Origin of the sequence: Nocardioides sp. Leaf374 (assembly GCF_916862475.1) — a bacterium.
Taxonomy (GTDB): Bacteria; Actinomycetota; Actinomycetes; order Propionibacteriales; family Nocardioidaceae; genus Nocardioides; species Nocardioides kribbensis.
The window spans coordinates 1-17,780 of the sequence record NZ_CAKASO010000058.1 but is presented as its reverse complement, the minus strand read 5'-3'; the positions used below and the strand labels follow the sequence as shown (position 1 = coordinate 17,780).

The window sequence follows — 17,780 nt, the reverse complement described above, 5'->3', positions numbered from 1 at the left end:
CGAGACGTCGCGGGTGAAGCGGGCGAAGTGGCTGGAGACCCACCAGAAGACGGGCACGACCACGAGCGAGGCGAGCGAGAGGTTGCTCTCGGCCAGCCCGGCCAGCGCCTGCTCGGTGACCAGGTCGCCGAGCACGCTGCTCCCGCCGAGGCGGGTCCAGGAGCCGTCACGCAGCTCGGGGGTGGCCGCGACCGTGGCGGCCTCGGCGGGGGCCCCGCGCAGCAGGGCCTCAGTCGACGAACTCAACGTCGCCCCCTCGCCGCACCATGATCTCGCCGCGCTCCTCGAGCTGGCGGATCGTGCGGATGACGCCCTGCTGGGCCTCCTCGACCTGCGTCAGGCGCACCGGGCCGAGCAGCTCGATCTCCTCGACCAGGCCCTCGGCGGCGCGGCTGGAGAGGTTGCGGGTGATCTTGTCGCGCACGGCGTCGGCGACGCCCTTGAGCGCGAGCGCCAGCTGGGCGGTGTCGACCTGGCGCAGCACCTGCTGCACGGAGCGGTCGTCGAGGTGCACGACGTCCTCGAACATGAACATCCGGCTCTTGACCTCGTCGGCCAGCGCGGCGTCGAGCACCTCGAGGCCCTCGACGATCTGACGCTCGGTGGAGCGGTCGGAGGCGTTGATGATGTTGACCAGCGGGTCGAGGCCGCCGACGCGCGACATGTCGGTGGGCTGCAGCATCGAGGAGAGCTTGCGCTCCAGGGTGGCCTCGACGGCCCGGACGATGTCGGGGGAGGTGCGGTCCATCACCGCGATGCGGTGGGCGACCTGGGCCTGCTGCTCCGGGGGCAGCCCCGAGAGCAGCAGCGAGGCCTTGTCGGCGGTCATGTGGGCCAGCACCAGGGCGATGACCTGCGGGTGCTCGTCGACGATGAAGGAGCGCAGCTGCGCGGGGTCGGCCTGGTGCAGGAACTGGAAGGGCATCTGCACCGCGGCGGCGTGGAGCCGCTCGATGATCTGCGCGGCGCGCTCGGAGCCCATCGACTGCTCGAGCACCTGCTGGGCGAAGGCCAGGCCCCCGCGGCTGATGTGCTCGCGGGCGGTCATGGTGTCGCGGAACTCCACCAGCACGGCCTCCGACTCGGCCGCGGAGATCGAGTCGAGCCGGGCGATCTCGGCGGTGATGGCCTCGACCTCGTGCTCCTCGAGGTGGCTGAGCACGGTCGCCGCGCGGGTCTTGCCCATCTGCACGAGCAGCACGGCGGCCTTGCGGGCCCCCACGCCGGCCAGGGTGCTGGCCAGTGCGCCGCCCATCAGCCGCGCTCCGTCAGCCAGCCGCGCAGCAGCGCGGCGACATCCTCGGGCTGGCGCTCGATGAGCGCGTTGAGCTCGTCACGCATGTCGTTCTCCTCGCTGCGCTCGGACTCCTCCAGCGCCAGGGCGGCGGGCACGGGCTCGGTGAGCTGGCGTGCGGCGGACTGCTCGCGCAGCTGCTCCACGACGTAGGTCGTGGCCTGCTCGCGCTGCTTGGCGCGCTTGCGGCCCTTGAGCACGGCCAGCAGCAGCACCAGGGCGACCAGCAGGGCCAGGCCGACCTTGCGGATCAGGTCGTTGCGCGCGGCGCTGGCGTCGGCGGCGGCGGCGGCCTCCAGCTCGGCGGCGGCTGCCTCCTCGGCGGTGCGGTCGAAGGGCATGGTCACCACGCGCACCGAGTCACCGGCGGCCTGGTCGAGACCGACCGCGTCCTCGACGAGGCCGCGCACGTCGGCGGTGGAGATCGCCTGGGTGCTGTTGGTGTCGAGCACGACGCCGACGTGCATCGACTCCACCGAGCCCGGGGTCGACTCGACGTGCTCGACGGTGCTGCCGACGGCACGGTCGGTGGTCGTGACCTCCTTCTCGTACGACGAGTCCGCCGAGCCGCCCGTGGCTCCGGTGTCCATCTGCCCGTCGGGGCCGACCACACCCTCCGCGCCGCCGGTGGGCGAGCCCGGTCCGGCGTAGGTCTCGGTGCTGGTGGAGGAGGACGTCGCGGGGTTGTCCTCCTCGGGGGTGAAGGTGGTGGTCTGGGTGGTGCGCTTGTCGAAGTCGAGGTCGACGGCGACCTGCACGGTGGAGTTGCCGGGACCCACGACGCGGTCGAGGGTGGCCTGGATGTCCTGGCGCAGCTCCTCCTGGCGGGCCTCGATCTCCTGGTTGCGGGTCGTGGCGTCGACGCCGGTGCCGTCGGCGCCCGAGAGCAGGCCCTCGGTGTCGCTCACGGTCACGTCGGCGGGGTCGAGGCCCTCCACGCTGGAGGCGACCAGGTGCACGATGGCCTGCACCTGCTGGGCACCCAGGCGGGTGCCGGCGCCGGTCTCGACGAGCACGGAGGCGGTGGGCGGGTCCTGCTCGTCGGCGAAGACGTCCTTGGCCGGCATGGCCAGGTGGACCACGGCGGTGTCGACCTCGTCGATGCCCTCGATGGTGGCCGAGAGCTCGCCCTCCATGGCCCGCTTGTAGTCGGTCTGCTCCTGGAACTCCGAGGTCGACAGGCCGTTGTCGTCGAGGATGGAGTAGCCGCCGTCGCTCTCGGAGGGCAGGCCCTCGCCGGAGAGGTCGATGCGGGCCTTGTAGACCGCGTCGCGCGGCACCATGACCGTCGCGCCGCCGTCGGCGAGCTCGTAGGGCACGCCCTGGGAGTCGAGCTGCTCCACCACGGCCGAGGCGTCGCTGGCCGAGAGGTCGGAGTAGAGGGGCGAGTAGGTCGGGGCGGAGGCCCAGCGGAAGACCAGGAAGCCGCCCAGCAGCAGGGCCAGGGTGCCGACGATCGCGACGACCTTCTGGCCCGCGGTGAAGCCGGCGAACGACTGGCGCCAACCGCCCAGCGTCCGGGTGATCGTGTCCTTCATCCGACCTGCATCCGCATGATCTCGGTGAAGGCCTCGACGGCCTTGTTGCGCACGGCCACGGTGACCTGCGTGGTGACCTGGGCCTGCGTGGCCGCGATCGTGTAGTCGTGGAGGTTCTCCAGCTTCCCGGTGGCGGCCTGCACGGCCATGCCGTCGGCGGTGCGCTGGGTGGCGTCGAGGCGGTCGAGGCCGTCGACGACCATGCGGCCGAAGTCGCTGCCGGCACCGCCCGCGGCCGAGGTGCCGGTGGGGGCGGGCGCGGCGCTGGGTGCGACCGTGGGGGCGACGTACGGCGTGAAGCCGGCGGCGCCGAGGGACTCGATCCCGCTGACGCTCATCAACGGCTCCCGATGCCGATGGCGGTGGAGTAGGTGTCCTGGGCGAACTTGGTGACCTGCGCCGAGGCCTGGAAGCCGCGCTGGGCCATGATCAGCTCGCTCATCTGGGCGCTCATGTCCATGGCGGGGGCGCGCACGTAGCCCTCGGCGTCGGCCAGCGGGTGGTCGGGGTCGTGCACGAGCATCCCCTCGGGGTCGCTGAGGGCGATGCCGGTGACGTCGACGCCGCCGTCCTGCCGGGCGCCGGCCATGACCAGCTGCGCCTGGAAGGCGGTCTGGTCGGTGGAGACCACCGTGTTGGCGTTGGCGATGTTGGAGGCCAGCGCGTCGAGCCACGTCTGGTGCATGCCCAGGCCGGAGCCGGCGATGCGCAGCACGTCGAAGGCGCCCATCAGGCACCTGCCGCGGTGCGCACGAGCTCGAAGCGGTCGGTGACCGCACGGGCGACCATCTGGTACTGGAACTGCGACTGCATCGCGGCCAGCGTCTCCTTGCGCAGGTCGACGTTGTTGCCGTTGGCGCCCACCGGGGTGTCGGTGGCGACCATCGACGGCACGGCGCCCGCCAGGCGTCCGGTGATCGCCGCGTCGGCGTCGGCACCGCCGCCGGCCCCGGAGATGGCGGCGGCCAGCGTGCTCTCGAAGTCGACGGAGGTGGCCCGGAAGTCGGGGGTGTCGACGTTGGCGAGGTTGTCGGCGATGGTGCGCTGGCGCAGGGCCAGGCCGTCGAGGGCGAAGCCCAGCACCGACGACACGGAGTCGACGGAGGCGTAGGACGGTACGGACACGGTGAACCTCCCGCTGTGAGGCGAGTCAGTGCCGGTCCGTCGGCGAGGGCGAGCGAGCAGTCCCTGCTCGCGGGGTCTGATCGGTCCCCTCCGGGGGGACCTGAGGAAAAGTCCGGACCGCTTCCCAGGTGGTCCGGACGGGTGGTGCAGACAGGTGGTGCGACTCAGGTCAGGACGACCGCGAGCCGCCCCGTGCCGTAGCCGGCGACGTCGACGACGAAGTCGCCCCGCCGGCCCAGCACCTGCGTCCGCGCGCGGGCGTCGGCCGGGAGGGCCTGCCCGGCGGGCACGCTGGCGTAGAGGCGCAGGTGGGCCGAGCCGGGGGCGTTGAAGAGCGAGGCCATGACGTTGAAGACCTCGCCCAGCGCCTCCGCGATCGACGCCGACAGCCGGCCCTCCTCGATGGCGGTGGCCGCCGCCCCGGGCGGCACGAGGGCCAGCGCGGCCCCGGCGTACGCCGAGAGGGGCAGGTCGCAGGCGACGACCGCGCGCACCACCAGGGAGTCGTCGACGTAGCTCGCGACGCTCGCGGGGTAGTAGGCGCTCACCGCGAAGGGCGGGCCGGGGCGCAGGTCGACCTGCTTGTCGACCAGGTCGCCGAGCAGGTCGCGGACCTCCTTGGGGCCCGGCAGGTGCGTGGGCAGGCCGGTGGTCGCCGCGGTCACGACAGGGCTCCGACGACGGGGGCGAGCGCGGCGTCGAACGCCTCGGGGGTGAAGGGCTTGGCGATGAGGAAGGCGGCCCCCGACGCCTCCGCGCGCGCCCGCATGTCGGGGGAGCCCTCGGAGGTGACGAAGCCGAAGGGCACGGCGCTGCCGCCGGCGCGCAGCGCGTCGAGGAAGTCGATGCCGGTCATCTCGGGCATGTTCCAGTCCGAGAGCACCAGGTCGGGTGCCTCCGCGCGCACCTTCTCCAGGCCGTCGCGGCCGTTCTCGGCCTCCACGACGTCGTGGCCCCCGTGGCCGGCCTGGCGCAGGGTGCGGATGACGATCTGCCGCATCACGCGGCTGTCGTCGACGACCAGGATCTTCATCGGGTCTCCTCGGAGGTGCTGGTGCTGGTGCTGGAGTCGGGGGTGGGACCGGGGTCGGGGCTCGCGCCGGTGGGCACGCAGACGGAGACGCAGAGCGACTGGCGCCGCCAGCTCAGGTCGAGGCGGCAGACCTCGCGGCGCTGGTGGGAGGCCGGCACGGCGCCGCTGGCCACCAGCGGCAGCGAGAGGGTGCTCGGCCCGGGCATGAGGCTCTTGACGTTGCCGCCGATCACGTTGACCAGCTCGCCGAGCGCGTCGCTGACGTCCTCGGGAGCGAGGTCGGCGGGGTCGAGGGCGAGCATCGCCGCGGCGACGTCGCGGGCGAGGCGGTCGGTGACGGCGACGAGCACCGCGCCCTCCCAGGCTCCGCCGACGGTCGTCATGGCCGTCCACTCCTGCGGGCGCTCGACCGGCGCCACCTCGGGCAGGATCGGCTCGTCGGTGCCGAGGAAGGTCGACCAGACCTCCTCGACGACGGCGTAGACGTCGCCGATCTCGGGCTCGACGGCGGCGATCACGCCGGCACCTCCTGCACGACCAGGCCGAGCAGCTCGAGCTTCTCGACGATGGCGTCGGGGGTGAAGGGCTTGATGACGTACTCGTGGGCCCCGGCGGCGAGCGCCCGCACGATCTGGCCGTGCTCGGACTCGGTGGTGACCATCATCAGCGTCACGTTGCGCCAGCGCGGGTCGGCGCGCACCCGGGTGACGAAGGTGTAGCCGTCCATGAGCGGCATGTTCCAGTCGATGAGGCACAGCTCGGGCTCGAGCCCGGCCTCGAGGGCGTCGAGCGCCTCCTGGCCGTTGCCGGCCTCGGTGGTCTCGAAGCCCAGCTCGGTCACGATCCGGCGCAGGATCGTCCGCATCGTGCGGGAGTCGTCGATGATCAGGGCGTGCATGCGCGGGCTCCTGGGAGTGCGGTGGACAGGGCGGAGGCAGGACTGGACGCCGCGGCGACGGGCGCCGAGCGGCGGGCCGTGGAGCGCGGGCGGTGGAGCGCGACGCGGCCCGCCGGCTCGCGCACCCAGGCGTCGTCGAGGTCGAGGGTGGTCTCGGAGGACCCGAGCAGCAGGTAGCCGTCGGCGGCGACGCGGGGGCTGACCCGGCGCAGGATGTCGCGCTTGGTGTCGAGGTCGAAGTAGATGAGCACGTTGCGCAGGAAGACCACGTCGAAGACCGGCATCGGCGGGAAGGCCGCGGCGAGGTTGAGCGGGGCCGTGGTGACGTGGGAGCGCAGCTCGGCGCCGACCTCCCACTCGCTGCCGACCCGGGAGAAGTAGCGCACCAGCCGGGTGGCGGGCATGCCGCGGTTCATCTCGACCTGGCTGTAGCGGCCCGCGCGCACCCGCTCCAGCATGGTCGGGGAGACGTCGGTGGCGTGGATGCGCCAGGTCCAGCCCGGCGGCAGCGACTCGTCGAGCAGCATCGCGAGGCTGTAGGCCTCCTGCCCGCTCGAGCACGCGGCCGACCAGATCTCCAGGTGGCGGGTCGCGGCCCGCGCCTGGAGCAGGTGGGCCAGCATCACGTCGGTGAAGGCCTGGTAGGGCGCGAGGTCGCGGAACCACGAGGTCTCGTTGATGGTGAGGGCGTCGACGGCGCGGGCGCGCTCGGCGACGGCGTCGGGCCCGGTGCGGAGCCGGGCCACGTAGCGGTCGACGTCGGCGTCGCCGGCGGACCGGGCGAGCGGCAGCAGCCTCGCCTCGACGAGGTACTCCTTGCCCGGGTCGCAGAGCATGGCCGTCTCGCGCCGCAGCAGGTCGGCGACGTAGGCGAAGCTGGACTCGGAGATCACGCCGCACCCATCGACCGCGCGGGCCCCGCACCTGAGCGGTCGGCCGCACTTTTGCCCCCGCCGGACCGGACCACCCGCCCCCGCGGGGGTCTCGCGCGGCGGATCGGCCCCGCGGGAGCGGCGTACTGCTCAGGGCGGGGGCGCTCCGGCCGATCGTCCCTGCGTGATCCGGGTCCTGGTCGTCGACGACTCCGCCGTGCTGCGCCGCCTCATCACCACGGTGCTGGCCGCCGATCCCGACATCGAGGTGGTCGGCACCGCCGTCGACGGCCTCGAGGCGATCGAGAAGGTCGACGAGCTGGCCCCCGACGCGGTCACCCTCGACGTGGAGATGCCCCGTCTCGACGGCATCGGCGCGGTCGAGGTCATCCACCGCAACCACCCCCGGCTGCCGGTCGTCATGTTCAGCACGCTCACCGAGCGCGGGGCCGCCGCGACGCTGCAGGCGCTGTCCAACGGCGCGTCCGACTACGTCGCCAAGCCCACCGGGGCCGGCAACGTGGGGGAGTCGATGGCGCGCGTGCGCGAGGACCTCGTGCCGCGCCTCAAGGCCCTGGTCGGCGCCCGCCGCATGGTCGCCGCCGTCCCCGTCGTACGCCGCGCCGCGCCGCGCGCCGCCGCGCCGCCGCAGGTGCTCGTCGTGGCCTGCTCGACCGGTGGGCCCGACGCCCTGTCCCGCGTGCTCGCGGCGCTGCCGGCCGCCTTCCCGCTGCCGGTGCTGGTCACCCAGCACATGCCGCCGGTGTTCACCACCCAGTTCGCGCAGCGCCTCGACCGGGTCTCGCCGCTGGAGGTGCGCGAGGCCGCCGACGGCGACCAGCCGCGCCCCGGGCTGGTGCTGATCGCCCCCGGCGACCACCACCTGACCCTGGTGCGACGCGCGGCCTCGGTGCGCGCGCAGCTCGACCAGGGCCCGCGGGAGAACTTCTGCCGCCCCGCCGCCGACCCGCTCTTCCGCAGCGCCGCGGGCGTCCACGGCCCCGGTGTGCTCGGTCTGGTGCTCACCGGCATGGGCCAGGACGCCCTCGAGGGCGCACGCGCGGTCGTCGACGCCGGCGGCCGCGTGGTGGTGCAGGACGAGGCCACCTCGGTGGTCTGGGGCATGCCGGGCGCCGTCGCCGGCGCGGGCCTCGCCCACGAGGTGCTCCCGCTCGACCGCATCGCCGGCGCCCTGACCGGTCTCGCCGGCCGCGCCCTCACCCCCGCTCCCTGAGCTCCGCGCGACCTCTGGTCGTGCCGGGTCAGGAGGCTCGGGCGGACGTATTGGTGCCGAGGATCAGAAGGACCCCGACTTGCTGCTCAGCCGACCGTTGCGGAAGAGGACGCCGACCCCGCCGTCGCCGGAGCAGGTCGAGTAGCGGCGGGTCTCGATCGTCAGACCGTCCTGGCTGTCCTTGGCCACGCGTCGCCCCGCGGTGTCGAAGACGGCGTGGACCTTCTTCATGCCCATGCCCTCCCCGACCTTCCTGAACTCCTTGCGGGTCACGCACCCGGGGGAGTCCGCGTGGGCAACAGGGGCGACCACGGCAGTCCCGGCGGTGAGCAGGGCGGTGCTGAGCAGTGCTGCTGCGAGGCGGTGGGTCATGGTGGGTGCGTCTCCTGGGGTGCGGCCGGTCCGACGCGGGGGGCGTCGGCGCGGCCCTGTGGCCGCCCACGTCGAAGACTAGGTGCTGGGGCGGCGTCACGAGCGGCTTCGCCCGGACGCACGACACCCGGCGCCCCCTGGACGGGGACGCCGGGCGACGGCGGGGGGAGGAGAGTGGTCTGGTGGGGCCGGAGGCCGGCGGCTCAGGCCGAGACGTCGACGTAGACGGGGCCGCTGTGGCGCGCCGAGGAGCGGTCCAGGGCGGTGGCGACGGCCTGCTGGCGCAGCGTGCGACCGAGGGTCTCGGCGATCGCGGCGAGCACGACCTGCTGGCGGGCGTGGATCTCCTCGGCCCGCTCGCGCAGGGCCTCGGGCAGCGGACCATGGTCGTCGGGCACGTGCCACGGGTCGGTCTGCAGGACGGTGCCGTGGGCCAGGCCGCGCTCGGCGCGCATGACGTCGAGCTCGACGCGGTCGAGCTCGATCTGCCACGACTTCAGGTCGGCGTCGGGGTCGCGCGGCCGCAGCGTGCGGCGCGCGCCGCCGAGCACGGGTCCGGCGTCGTAGGGCATGGCCGGCTCAGGCCACCGACGCGGCCTGCAGGGCCGCCGCGCGCCAGGTCTGGCACAGGTCGGTGACCAGGGCCAGGCAGCTCTCGGTGACGCTGCTGTCCTTGCTCACGTTGGCGCGGACGAGCTGGGTGTGGAGGAAGTCGTAGATCGAGGCGAGGCCGGGGCCGCCGTCCCACTCCTCGGTGCGCAGGCTCGAGCGCAGCTCGAGGACGATGTCCTGGGCGTGCAGCAGCTGCTGGTGCGCCGTCTGCACGTCGCCGGCGCGCTGGGCGTCGAGACCGCGGGTGACGTCGAGCACGAGGCGCTCGTAGAGCATCACCAGCAGGCGGGCGGGGCTCGCGGTGGCGATGGAGGCGTCCATGTACGTGCTGCGGGCGTTGATCATCTCAGTGCCTTCCTTGGCTGCTGGGCGATGTCGGGTCGGACCCCGGCGTCGTGCCGGGGGTGGTGCCGGTGAGGGTGCGGGAGGTGGCGCACGCGCGGGTCACGAGGAGCTCGAGGGCAGCGAGGAGATCTGGCCGGCCAGCCAGCTGGACTGGCTGCTCATCTGGCCCAGCGCGGTCTCGAGGGCGGTGAACTGGCGCTGGAGCGTCGTACGCCGCAGCTCGAGGCGCGTGTCCCACGCCTCGATGCCGTCCTGGAGCCGCTCGATGCCGGTGCGGCGCCCCGTGATGGCCGCGGTCAGGGTGCCGGTGGTGCTGTTGCTGGCGCCCTTGGCGACGGTCGCGACCCGGGCGGCGAAGCCGTCGCCGGCGGTGGAGAAGCGCTCGGCGACCCCGGCCGGGTCGGCGGCGTAGGCCTGGGTGAAGGCGCTCTGGTCGAAGGTCAGGGTGCCGGTGCGCGACACCTGGATGCCGAGCGAGGCCAGCGAGGTGCCGTCGCTGGGGTAGACGGCGTCGAGCAGCGCCGAGCGCAGGCTGCGCACGGTGGCGTCGCCGGCGAGGGCGCCGGAGGTCTTGGTAGCGGTGTTGTAGGACGTCTGGGCGTCGATGTCGGCCAGCAGCGAGTTCACGGTGTCGACGAGGTCCTTGACCGACGTCGCCAGCTTCGAGGTGTCGCGGGTCAGGGCGACCGAGGAGGTCGTGCCGGTGGCGGCCGCGGCGCCGAGGGTGAGGGTGACGCCGGGCAGCACGTCGGTGAAGGTGTTGGTCGTCGAGGTGACGACGATGCCGGCGCCGAGGTCGATCGAGGCGTCGCTGCCGGCGCGCACCGTGGCGCCCCCGAGCAGGGCCGCGCCGTCGGAGCCGGTGAGCGTGAAGTCCTGCGCGGCGCCCGTGGCGGTCGACTCCACGAGCAGCTGGTAGGAGCCGTCGGCGACCTTGACCAGGCTCGCGGCGAGGCCGGTGGCGTGGGCGGGGTCGTTGATCGCCCGGGCCAGGCCCGACAGCGTGCCGTCGGTGGCCAGGTCGACGGGGGAGCCGTCGAAGCGGTCGAGGCGCACGCTCGTCGAGGCCCCGGTGACCTGGTCGGTCAGGGCGTGGGCCTGGGCGAAGCCGAGCTGGTGGCTGCGGGCCACCCCGGTGACGGTGACCGACAGCGTGGCCGGGCCGGCGCCGCCGCCGGCGGTCACCGAGACCGCGGCGTTGCTGGACGTGGCGGTGAGCGGCGTCCAGGCGGTCGGCTTCGCGAGGGCCTCGGCCTTGCTGGCCAGCACCGAGGTCTTGGTGTTGAGCGTCTGCAGCAGGTTGGCCAGGGAGGTCTCGGTGGTGACCTTGGACCTCAACCGCGTCTGCGGCGCCGCCTCGAGCTGCATGAGCTGCTCGATGATGGTGGCCGTGTCGAGGCCCGAGGCCAGGCCGCTGATGCTGCTGGTGGCCATCGGACCTCCTCAGGTAGGTGCGGGTGCCTCGGGTGTGTCGGGTGGTGCGGGGCCGGGGGCCGGTGCGGGGTCGGGTGTGCCGATCCCGCACCGGCCGTCCGGGCGTGCGGGCGCTCAGCCCGCGGGTGGTGCGGGTGCGTCAGCCGCGCAGCAGGCTGAGCACGCCCTGCGAGGCCGAGTTGGCCTGGGCGAGCATCGCCGTGCCGGCCTGGGAGAGGATCTGCGAGCGGGTGAAGCTCATCATCTCCTGGGCCATGTCGGTGTCGCGGATGCGGCTCTCGGAGGCCGACAGGTTCTCGACGGCCACGTTGAGGTTGTTGATGGTGTGCTCGAAGCGGTTCTGGGCGGCACCCAGCTGCGAGCGCACCGAGGAGACGTCCTTGATCGCGGTGTCGAGCAGGCTGATCGCCTCCTGGGCACCCGATGCGGGCTTGAAGGACGCCTCGGCCGCAGCCACCTCGGCGGCGGTGCCGGTCACGGAGGCCGTGGTGATCTCGATGCCCGCGCCACCGGAGGCGTCGGCGGTGGCGGCGCCGGCCCCGAAGGTGCTGTCCAGGGCGCTCTGCAGCGCAGCCTGGGCGGTGGCGGCGTCCGTGGCCGTGTCGTACTTGACCGAGCTCAGGTCGAGGGACTTGTTGCCGATCGTCACGGTGCCGTTGAGCTTACTGAACTCCGCCACGGCGGTGGCGTCATCGCTGTAGTCGGTCGCCGCACCCAGGGTCATGACGCCGGCGGTGCCGCTCTCGGCATCCGTGGTGTTGGTGCCGGTGGTCGCGTTGGCGGCGACCGCGGTGACGTCGAGGCCGGAGAGGCCCAGACCCGAGGCGCTGAGGCCGTTGGTGCGGACCAGGTCCACCGCGATGCGGTCCTGGGCGGTGTTGTTGGCGCCGACCTGGAAGCTGCCGTTGAACGAGCCGTCGAGGAGCTTGGTGCCGTTGAACTCGGTGGTGTCGGCGATCCGGGTGATCTCCGTCTTGAGCTGGCTCATCTCGTCCTGGATGTTCTTCTTGGCATCCGTGTTGAGACCGCCGTCGTTGGAGGCCTGGACGGCCAGGTCGCGCATGCGCTGCAGGATCGAGTGCGTCTCGGTGAGCGCGCCCTCAGCGGTCTGCACGACCGAGACGCCGTCCTGGGCGTTGCGCGAGGCGACCTTGAGGCCACCGACCTGCGAGCGCAGGCCCTCCGAGATCGCGAGGCCGGCGGCGTCGTCGGCGGCCCGGTTGATCCGGAAACCGCTCGAGAGCTTCTCGAGCGACTTGGACATCTGGCCCTGCGTGACCGACAGGTTGCGGTACGAGTTCATGGCGTCGATGTTCTGGTTGATGCGAAGACTCATGATGGGTCCCTCCTGGGTGTCGAGTCGTGGAGCCCGTCCATGGGCTCACGGGGTGCTGATCGGCCCGGACGGTCCGGGCCTGAGCGGTTCGCCGATCTTTTTCGGCGGGTCGGTGGGAGCGCTGCGTGGGCGCGCCGCGGCGCCGCCTGCTCCGTCGTACGACGGGACGGCGCGGGCCGGTGCCGGCCGGGAGCGCAGGGCTCAGGCGGTGCCGCTGAGCCGGGCGGTGACGCGGGCCGGCTGGCGGGTGGCGGCGTGGCGGGCGGCGACGGCCTGGAAGTAGGCGGCGCGGCGCTGGGCGGCGCAGCCGTCGGGGCGCGGGTGGGGCGTGACGAGCTCGGGGTCGAGGGCGCTGTTGAGGGCGTCGCGCAGCAGCACGAGGGCCTCGGCGCGGATCTGGGAGACCCGCGACTCGGTGACGCCGAGGGTCTCGGCGATCTCGGCCATGGGCCGCTCGGCGAGGAAGTACTCGCGCACGACGACCTGGAGCCGCTCGGGCAGCTCCTCGATGGCCTCGGCGAGGTAGTCCAGGCGCTCCTGGTGCTCGACCGCGGCCTCGGGGGAGGGGGAGGTGCTGACGAGCATCTCCTCGTAGGGGGTCTCGCTGCCGCCCTGGAGGGAGAGGACGTTGGCGCGGGCGACGTCGCCGTCGTTGCTCTCGACCTCGGCCAGGCTCAGGCCCAGCGAGGCGGCGACCTCGGCGTTGTCGGGCACGCGGCCGAGGGTGGCGGCGAGGCGGGTGCGGGCCTGGTCGAGGTCGCGACCGCGGCGGCGCACCGAGCGCGAGGCCCAGTCGATCTGGCGCAGCTCGTCGAGGATCGCTCCGCGCACGCGGCTCGCGGCGTAGCGCGTGAAGGGGACGCCGCGGTCGGCCTCGAAGGCGTGGGCGGCCTTGACCAGCGCGGTGAGGCCGGCGGAGTGGAGGTCGTCGCGGTTGACGTGGCTCGGCACCCGGCTCATGGTCTCGCGGACGATGTGGCCGACGAGCCCCATGTGGTCGACGATCATCTGCTCGGAGTCGGCGGTGCCCGTGGGCGTGTCGAGACCGTGGAGCGCGTGCCCCTGGTCGACGGACCGGTCCTGCGTGTGGTCGTGAGTGCTCACGGTGTTTCCCCCCTCGTCCTGCGTCGCCCGCCCTCCCTGACGTGCGACGGCTCGAACCCTGCCGTCCCGGGGACGGGTCTGAAAGGCGATCCGGCACGAATGACCCGAGGGGGCTATACCGGGTCGCCGATCGACTGAGGTAGGGACTCATCCGTCCGGTTGGTCCCGTCGTTCCGCTCAGGTGGTCGCCGCCTGCGCCGATCTGCTCCGTCGACGAGGCACGACCACCCCGGTCGGGCCCGCACGGTGCCGGGAGGCGATGACGTGGTCGACGCGGTGGAGAGACTCTCCCTCACGCTGTGGCGCGAGCGCGAGCTGCTCGACACGCTGCTCTACCGCCTCGAGGTGGAGCAGCTGGTCCTGGCGAGCGGTCGCACGGCGTGGCTGATGCGGGCCGCCCGCGAGGTCGAGGCGACGCTGCAGGTGCTGCGCGAGACCGAGGTGCTGCGCGCGGTCGCCGCCGACGAGGCCGCGGCCCAGGTCGGCTGCCCCGACAACCCCTCCCTCAAGGCGCTGGCCGAGGCCACCCACGAGCCGTGGCGCACGATCCTGCTCGACCACCGCGAGGCCTTCGTCTCCGTGACCCGCCAGGTCACCGAGCTGGCCGACTCCAACCGCGACCTCATCACCAGCGGCTACCGCGCCGCCCGGGAGACGCTGCTCTCCCTCGACGACTCCACCCACAGCTACACCCCGGCCGGCGCCGCTGTCGCGGCCAGCGGCACGGCGCGCCTGGTCGACCGGAGCATCTGACGTGAGCGGCTCGTTGTCCTCCCTCAACACCGCCCTCACGGCGCTGCGCTACCAGCGCGTCGCTCTCGACGTCGCCAGCAACAACGTCGCCAACGCCACCACCGAGGGCTACACGCGGCGCCGCGTCGTCGGCGAGACCATCGGCAGCGCCTCCGTGCCGGCGATGTGGTCGCGCTACGAGGGCGCCTCGGGCAGCGTCGGCGCGGGCGTGATGACCCGCTCGGTCGACCGCATGACCGACGACCTCCTCGACGCGCGCTCGCGCCGGGAGAACGCCAACCAGTCCTACCTCGACGTGCGCTCGGCCACCCTCCAGCGCGTCGAGAGCGGTATCGGCGAGCCCGGCGACTCCGGGGTCTCGGCCGCGCTGACCTCCTTCCGCAGCAGCTGGCACGACCTGGCCAACGACCCCGGCAGCGCGGCGGCCCGCGAGGTCGTGCTGGCCCGCGCCACGGCGCTGGTCGACTCCGTGCACGCCCAGGCCCGCCAGGTCTCCGACGAGCAGGCCGACCAGCGGGTGCGTCTCCAGGGGGTCGTCGCCGACGTCAACACCACCGCCACCGAGCTCGCCGCCACCAACCGTGCCCTCGCCGCCGCCTCCCTCGACGGCGTGGACACCTCCGACCTGGCCGACCAGCGCGACGCCCTGGCCCTGCGCCTGGCCTCGCTCACCGGCGGCACCGCGAGCCCGCGCAGCGACGGCGGCTTCGACGTCTCCCTCGGTGGCGTGCCGCTGGTGGAGGGCGGCACGGCCCACACCCTGCAGATCGCCAGCGGCGTCACGGCCGGCGGCGGCGACGACGGCCAGCCGGTCGCCTTCTCGATCACCACCGGCGGGGCCGCGCCGACCACCACGGCGGTGCCGGCCGGCCTCAAGGGCGAGACCGGCGCGGTGGCCGACCTGCTGACCACCACGCTGCCGGCCTACGCCGCCGGGCTCGGCGCGGTCGTGGCCACGCTGGCCGGCGAGGTCAACGCGCTGCACCAGGCCGGCTACGACCAGGGCGGCGCCGCGGGCGGGCCGTTCTTCTCCTTCGACCCCGTCGACCCGGCCGGCAGCCTGGCCGTCGCGGTCACCTCCGCCTCGGGCGTGGCCGCCTCGGCCGCCGCGGGCGGTGGGCTCGACGGCACCCAGGCCGACCGGCTCGCCACCGCCGGCGCCGCCGAGGGCGCCTACGCGCGCCTGGTCACCGGCTTCGGCACCGAGGTCGCCTCCGTCCAGCGGCTCGCCACCACCCAGCAGCTGCTCACCGCACAGGTCGACTCCGCCCGCGAGCAGCTCTCGGGCGTCAACCTCGACGAGGAGATGGTCTCCATGCTCTCCGCCCAGCGTTCCTACGAGGCGGCGGCCCGCGTGATGACCGTCGTCGACTCGGTGCTCGACACGCTGATCAACCGCACCGGGCTGCTGCGCTGATGGGCATCTCGCGCGTCACCCAGTCGATGCTCGCCGACCGGTCGGTCGGCTCGCTGCAGGGCAGCCTGACCCGCCTGGCCAAGATCCAGGAGCAGCTGTCGACCGGCAAGGTCGTCAACCGCGCCTCCGACTCCCCGACCGCGGCCGGCGCCGCCATGCGCTTCCGCGGCTCGATCGCCGACCAGCAGCAGTACGTGCGCAACGCCGAGAACGGTCTCGGGTGGCTCAGCGCCGCCGACACGACCCTCTCCAGCGTCAGCGACTCCGTACGCCGCGCGCGCGAGCTCGCCCTCCAGGGCGTCTCGGCCAGCAGCAGCCCCACGGCCCGTGCGGCGCTGGCCGCCGAGGTCGACCAGCTGCGCGAGCAGGCCCTCGCCGACGCCAACACCGGCTACCTGGGCCGCCCCGTCTTCGGCGGGGTCACCGCGGGAGGCGCGGCCTACGACGCCACCGGCTCCTACGTGGGCGCCCCGGGCGCGGTCAACCGCACCGTCGGGGCCGGCGTGCAGGTGCGTGTCGACGTGCCCGGCCCGGACGTCTTCGGCGACGGGGCGACGTCGCTCTTCGCGGACCTCGACGCCCTCTCGACCGCCCTCACCAGCGGCGACGAGGCCGGCATGCGGGCGGGTCTCGACGCGCTCGCGACCCGCCTCACCACGGTCGCCACGGTGCAGGCCGGCGTCGGTGCGGCGTACAACCGCATCGAGGCGGCGGTGGACTCGGCGAAGGGCCAGGTGGTCTCGCTGTCGGCGTCGCTGTCGGAGATCGAGAACACCGACCTGCCCAAGGCCATGGTCGACCTCAAGCTCCAGGAGGTCGCCTACCAGGCGGCGCTGGCCTCGACCTCGCGCGTCATGCAGCCGAGCCTCGTGGACTTTCTGCGATGATCGCCACCGCTGCCCCGAACCGATCCACGAGCCAGCCCGTCACCGAGCCCGTCACCGTGAGGACCCCCATGCCCGAGGCGCCCGCCCCCGACGCCGCGGTGCTCGACATCCCCGTGATCGAGCTCGTGCACCCGATGCCCGGGTTCCCCGACCGGCAGCGCTTCGCGCTGGTGCAGCTCGACGACGACGGGCTGCTGTGCGCGCTGCGCTCCCTCGACGACCCCGAGCTGCGCTTCCTGGTCGTGCCGCCGCAGGCCTTCTTCCCCGACTACGCCCCCGAGGTCGACGACGCGGTGGTGGCCGACCTCGCCATCGACGCGCCCGGCGACGTCCTCGTGCTGGCGGTGGTGACGCCGGCGCAGACCCTGGCGGGCACGACCGCCAACCTGCTCGCGCCGGTGCTGGTCAACACCGTCAACCGGCGTGCGTGCCAGGTGATCCTCGACGACACCTCGCTCTCGGTCAGCACCCCGCTCGTCGCGTGAGCCCCGCGCGCACCGCGCACGACGGCAGGGCGCGGGCCGCGACGTCCTGCGCCGCGGCCCGGCCGGGTGCGGGTAGCGTGGCCCCATGCTGGTCCTGAGCCGCCGCGTCGGCGAGAGCGTCGTCATCGGCGACGACGTGACCGTCACGATCCTCGAGGTCCGTGGCGACGTCGTCCGGGTCGGCATCGACGCGCCCCGCTCGGTGGCGGTCAACCGCGCCGAGCTGCTGGCCGAGCTCGAGTCGTCGAACCAGGCCGCCGCCTCGCCCAGTGAGGAGGCCGTCGCGTCCCTCGCGCAGGCCCTGCGCGGTCGGCCGGCCAACCCGCCCGGATCGGCGGCGCGCGAGCGCACCTGAGCTGGTCCGGTCCACCCCGGCCCGCCGGCCCACGAGCACCGGACGACCGCTCAGTTCGCCCCCGGCCCCGCCGATGGGGCGGGCATGGATGACGACGCCGAGATCGTGGCCGAGTTCCTCGTGGAGAGCCACGAGAACCTCGACCAGCTCGACCGCGACCTGGTCGCCCTCGAGCAGGAGCCCGGGTCGCGCGAGCTGCTCTCGAGCATCTTCCGCACGATCCACACCATCAAGGGCACGAGCGGCTTCCTGGCCCTCGGCCGGCTCGAGGCGCTGACCCACGCGGGGGAGAACCTCCTCTCCCGGCTGCGCGACCGCAAGATGGACCTGACGACCGAGGTCACCGAGGTCCTGCTGCGCACCGTCGACACCGTGCGGGCGCTGCTCGAGGTCATCGAGCGCTCCGGCACCGACCTCGACCCGGCCGTCGACGTGCAGGTGGTCGTGGCCGAGCTCGAGCGGGTCCTCGCCGGCGGCAGCGCCCCGGTCGTGGCCCCGGACCCCGCCCCGGTCCAGGCCGTGGTCGCGCCCGAGCCCGTCGCCCCGTCGTACGTCGACCCCGCGCCCACCGCACCGGCGGCGGCGGAGCCGGCGCCCGCCGCGGCGCCCGCCGCGCCGGCGCCCGCCACGCCCCCCGTCGCCGCAGCGCCGCCCGTAGCCGCGCCCGCAGCGGCACCCCAGCCGCT

The 17,780-nt window shown here is 73.8% G+C and carries 24 protein-coding genes; 7 read left to right on the top strand and 17 right to left on the bottom strand.

What is annotated here, in order from left to right:
- From LPA27_RS18130 to LPA27_RS18080, 11 genes are all read right to left on the bottom strand, one after another.
- Positions 1 to 246 (bottom strand): hypothetical protein (locus LPA27_RS18130; RefSeq protein WP_228943330.1); only part of this gene is annotated, 246 nt, incomplete at its 3' end.
- Positions 230 to 1,255 carry a flagellar motor switch protein FliG gene (fliG, locus tag LPA27_RS18125; protein ID WP_056864737.1) on the bottom strand — a complete coding sequence of 342 codons (1,026 nt, stop codon included), beginning with the start codon at positions 1,253 to 1,255 and terminating at the stop codon, positions 230 to 232. The genes fliG and LPA27_RS18130, both read right to left, overlap by 17 nt.
- Positions 1,255 to 2,832, bottom strand: coding sequence for a flagellar basal-body MS-ring/collar protein FliF (gene fliF / locus LPA27_RS18120; RefSeq protein WP_056864736.1), 1,578 nt, complete (start codon positions 2,830 to 2,832; stop codon positions 1,255 to 1,257). Before fliF ends, fliG begins: the two co-directional genes overlap by 1 nt.
- A complete protein-coding gene (gene fliE / locus LPA27_RS18115; protein ID WP_228943329.1) occupies positions 2,829 to 3,170 on the bottom strand; it encodes a flagellar hook-basal body complex protein FliE in 342 nt (113 codons plus the stop codon). The genes fliF and fliE overlap by 4 nt, the downstream gene beginning before the upstream one ends.
- The gene (locus LPA27_RS18110) at positions 3,170 to 3,562 is read right to left on the bottom strand and encodes a flagellar basal body rod protein FlgC (protein WP_056864734.1); all 393 of its coding nucleotides are present in this window, start codon (positions 3,560 to 3,562) and stop codon (positions 3,170 to 3,172) included. The genes fliE and LPA27_RS18110 overlap by 1 nt, the downstream gene beginning before the upstream one ends.
- The gene (gene flgB, locus LPA27_RS18105; RefSeq protein ID WP_056864733.1) at positions 3,562 to 3,957 is read right to left on the bottom strand and encodes a flagellar basal body rod protein FlgB; all 396 of its coding nucleotides are present in this window, start codon (positions 3,955 to 3,957) and stop codon (positions 3,562 to 3,564) included. Before flgB ends, LPA27_RS18110 begins: the two co-directional genes overlap by 1 nt.
- 164 nt (positions 3,958 to 4,121) lie before the next feature.
- The gene (locus LPA27_RS18100; RefSeq protein WP_082503344.1) at positions 4,122 to 4,622 is read right to left on the bottom strand and encodes a hypothetical protein; all 501 of its coding nucleotides are present in this window, start codon (positions 4,620 to 4,622) and stop codon (positions 4,122 to 4,124) included.
- Positions 4,619 to 4,990: a response regulator gene (locus LPA27_RS18095; RefSeq protein ID WP_056905378.1), complete on the bottom strand. Its 372-nt coding sequence runs from the start codon at positions 4,988 to 4,990 to the stop codon at positions 4,619 to 4,621. The genes LPA27_RS18100 and LPA27_RS18095 overlap by 4 nt, the downstream gene beginning before the upstream one ends.
- Entirely contained in the window at positions 4,987 to 5,508 is a 522-nt protein-coding gene (locus LPA27_RS18090; RefSeq protein WP_228943328.1) for a chemotaxis protein CheX, read from the bottom strand. The genes LPA27_RS18095 and LPA27_RS18090 overlap by 4 nt, the downstream gene beginning before the upstream one ends.
- A complete protein-coding gene (locus tag LPA27_RS18085) occupies positions 5,505 to 5,888 on the bottom strand; it encodes a response regulator (RefSeq protein WP_056864729.1) in 384 nt (127 codons plus the stop codon). Before LPA27_RS18085 ends, LPA27_RS18090 begins: the two co-directional genes overlap by 4 nt.
- Positions 5,876 to 6,781 (bottom strand): CheR family methyltransferase, encoded by a 906-nt coding sequence (locus LPA27_RS18080; RefSeq protein ID WP_228943327.1) that lies wholly within the window; start codon positions 6,779 to 6,781, stop codon positions 5,876 to 5,878. Before LPA27_RS18080 ends, LPA27_RS18085 begins: the two co-directional genes overlap by 13 nt.
- Before the next feature lie 163 nt (positions 6,782 to 6,944).
- On the opposite strand from LPA27_RS18080, the gene LPA27_RS18075 reads away from it, so the two are divergent.
- Positions 6,945 to 7,994: a protein-glutamate methylesterase/protein-glutamine glutaminase gene (locus LPA27_RS18075; RefSeq protein WP_056864728.1), complete on the top strand. Its 1,050-nt coding sequence runs from the start codon at positions 6,945 to 6,947 to the stop codon at positions 7,992 to 7,994.
- Positions 7,995 to 8,057: 63 nt separating this feature from the next.
- Here LPA27_RS18075 and LPA27_RS18070 read toward each other — a convergent pair whose 3' ends face one another.
- From LPA27_RS18070 to LPA27_RS18045, 6 genes are all read right to left on the bottom strand, one after another.
- Positions 8,058 to 8,366, bottom strand: a complete 309-nt coding sequence (locus tag LPA27_RS18070) for a hypothetical protein (protein WP_228943326.1) — start codon at positions 8,364 to 8,366, stop codon at positions 8,058 to 8,060.
- 203 nt (positions 8,367 to 8,569) lie between these two features.
- Positions 8,570 to 8,938, bottom strand: coding sequence for a hypothetical protein (locus tag LPA27_RS18065; protein ID WP_193662054.1), 369 nt, complete (start codon positions 8,936 to 8,938; stop codon positions 8,570 to 8,572).
- A 7-nt stretch (positions 8,939 to 8,945) separates the two neighbouring features.
- Entirely contained in the window at positions 8,946 to 9,323 is a 378-nt protein-coding gene (gene fliS / locus LPA27_RS18060; RefSeq protein WP_228943325.1) for a flagellar export chaperone FliS, read from the bottom strand.
- Between the two features lie 99 nt (positions 9,324 to 9,422).
- Positions 9,423 to 10,757: a flagellar filament capping protein FliD gene (fliD, locus tag LPA27_RS18055; RefSeq protein WP_228943324.1), complete on the bottom strand. Its 1,335-nt coding sequence runs from the start codon at positions 10,755 to 10,757 to the stop codon at positions 9,423 to 9,425.
- A gap of 139 nt (positions 10,758 to 10,896) precedes the next feature.
- Positions 10,897 to 12,093: a flagellin gene (locus LPA27_RS18050; protein WP_228943323.1), complete on the bottom strand. Its 1,197-nt coding sequence runs from the start codon at positions 12,091 to 12,093 to the stop codon at positions 10,897 to 10,899.
- 201 nt (positions 12,094 to 12,294) lie between these two features.
- Positions 12,295 to 13,197, bottom strand: a complete 903-nt coding sequence (locus LPA27_RS18045) for a sigma-70 family RNA polymerase sigma factor (protein ID WP_228943322.1) — start codon at positions 13,195 to 13,197, stop codon at positions 12,295 to 12,297.
- 276 nt (positions 13,198 to 13,473) lie between these two features.
- On the opposite strand from LPA27_RS18045, the gene LPA27_RS18040 reads away from it, so the two are divergent.
- The 6 genes from LPA27_RS18040 to LPA27_RS18015 form a co-directional block, all read left to right on the top strand.
- Complete coding sequence (locus LPA27_RS18040; RefSeq protein WP_056865214.1) at positions 13,474 to 13,950, top strand: flagellar protein FlgN; 477 nt, start codon at positions 13,474 to 13,476, stop codon at positions 13,948 to 13,950.
- 1 nt (position 13,951) lies between these two features.
- Complete coding sequence (gene flgK, locus LPA27_RS18035; RefSeq protein ID WP_228943321.1) at positions 13,952 to 15,367, top strand: flagellar hook-associated protein FlgK; 1,416 nt, start codon at positions 13,952 to 13,954, stop codon at positions 15,365 to 15,367.
- On the top strand, positions 15,367 to 16,254 hold the full coding sequence (gene flgL / locus LPA27_RS18030) for a flagellar hook-associated protein FlgL (protein WP_228943320.1): 888 nt from the start codon (positions 15,367 to 15,369) through the stop codon (positions 16,252 to 16,254). Before flgK ends, flgL begins: the two co-directional genes overlap by 1 nt.
- A gap of 68 nt (positions 16,255 to 16,322) precedes the next feature.
- Positions 16,323 to 16,739, top strand: a complete 417-nt coding sequence (gene fliW, locus LPA27_RS18025; RefSeq protein WP_056864720.1) for a flagellar assembly protein FliW — start codon at positions 16,323 to 16,325, stop codon at positions 16,737 to 16,739.
- Positions 16,740 to 16,824: 85 nt separating this feature from the next.
- Entirely contained in the window at positions 16,825 to 17,094 is a 270-nt protein-coding gene (gene csrA, locus LPA27_RS19315; protein WP_056864719.1) for a carbon storage regulator CsrA, read from the top strand.
- Positions 17,095 to 17,178: 84 nt separating this feature from the next.
- A partial coding sequence (locus LPA27_RS18015; protein WP_228943319.1) for an Hpt domain-containing protein occupies positions 17,179 to 17,780 on the top strand: 602 nt, incomplete at its 3' end.

Bases quoted from the DNA above. Each gene is read 5' to 3' on its own strand.
- fliD (WP_228943324.1), bottom strand. From the start codon at position 10,757: ATGGCCACCAGCAGCATCAGCGGCCTGGCCTCGGGCCTCGACACGGCC.
- csrA (WP_056864719.1), top strand. From the start codon at position 16,825: ATGCTGGTCCTGAGCCGCCGCGTCGGCGAGAGCGTCGTCATCGGCGAC.
- fliS (WP_228943325.1), bottom strand. From the start codon at position 9,323: ATGATCAACGCCCGCAGCACGTACATGGACGCCTCCATCGCCACCGCG.
- fliW (WP_056864720.1), top strand. From the start codon at position 16,323: ATGCCCGAGGCGCCCGCCCCCGACGCCGCGGTGCTCGACATCCCCGTG.
- flgL (WP_228943320.1), top strand. From the start codon at position 15,367: ATGGGCATCTCGCGCGTCACCCAGTCGATGCTCGCCGACCGGTCGGTC.
- fliE (WP_228943329.1), bottom strand. From the start codon at position 3,170: ATGAGCGTCAGCGGGATCGAGTCCCTCGGCGCCGCCGGCTTCACGCCG.
- fliF (WP_056864736.1), bottom strand. From the start codon at position 2,832: ATGAAGGACACGATCACCCGGACGCTGGGCGGTTGGCGCCAGTCGTTC.
- LPA27_RS18110 (WP_056864734.1), bottom strand. From the start codon at position 3,562: ATGGGCGCCTTCGACGTGCTGCGCATCGCCGGCTCCGGCCTGGGCATG.
- fliG (WP_056864737.1), bottom strand. From the start codon at position 1,255: ATGGGCGGCGCACTGGCCAGCACCCTGGCCGGCGTGGGGGCCCGCAAG.
- LPA27_RS18065 (WP_193662054.1), bottom strand. From the start codon at position 8,938: ATGCCCTACGACGCCGGACCCGTGCTCGGCGGCGCGCGCCGCACGCTG.
- LPA27_RS18050 (WP_228943323.1), bottom strand. From the start codon at position 12,093: ATGAGTCTTCGCATCAACCAGAACATCGACGCCATGAACTCGTACCGC.
- LPA27_RS18070 (WP_228943326.1), bottom strand. From the start codon at position 8,366: ATGACCCACCGCCTCGCAGCAGCACTGCTCAGCACCGCCCTGCTCACC.
- LPA27_RS18095 (WP_056905378.1), bottom strand. From the start codon at position 4,990: ATGAAGATCCTGGTCGTCGACGACAGCCGCGTGATGCGGCAGATCGTC.
- LPA27_RS18085 (WP_056864729.1), bottom strand. From the start codon at position 5,888: ATGCACGCCCTGATCATCGACGACTCCCGCACGATGCGGACGATCCTG.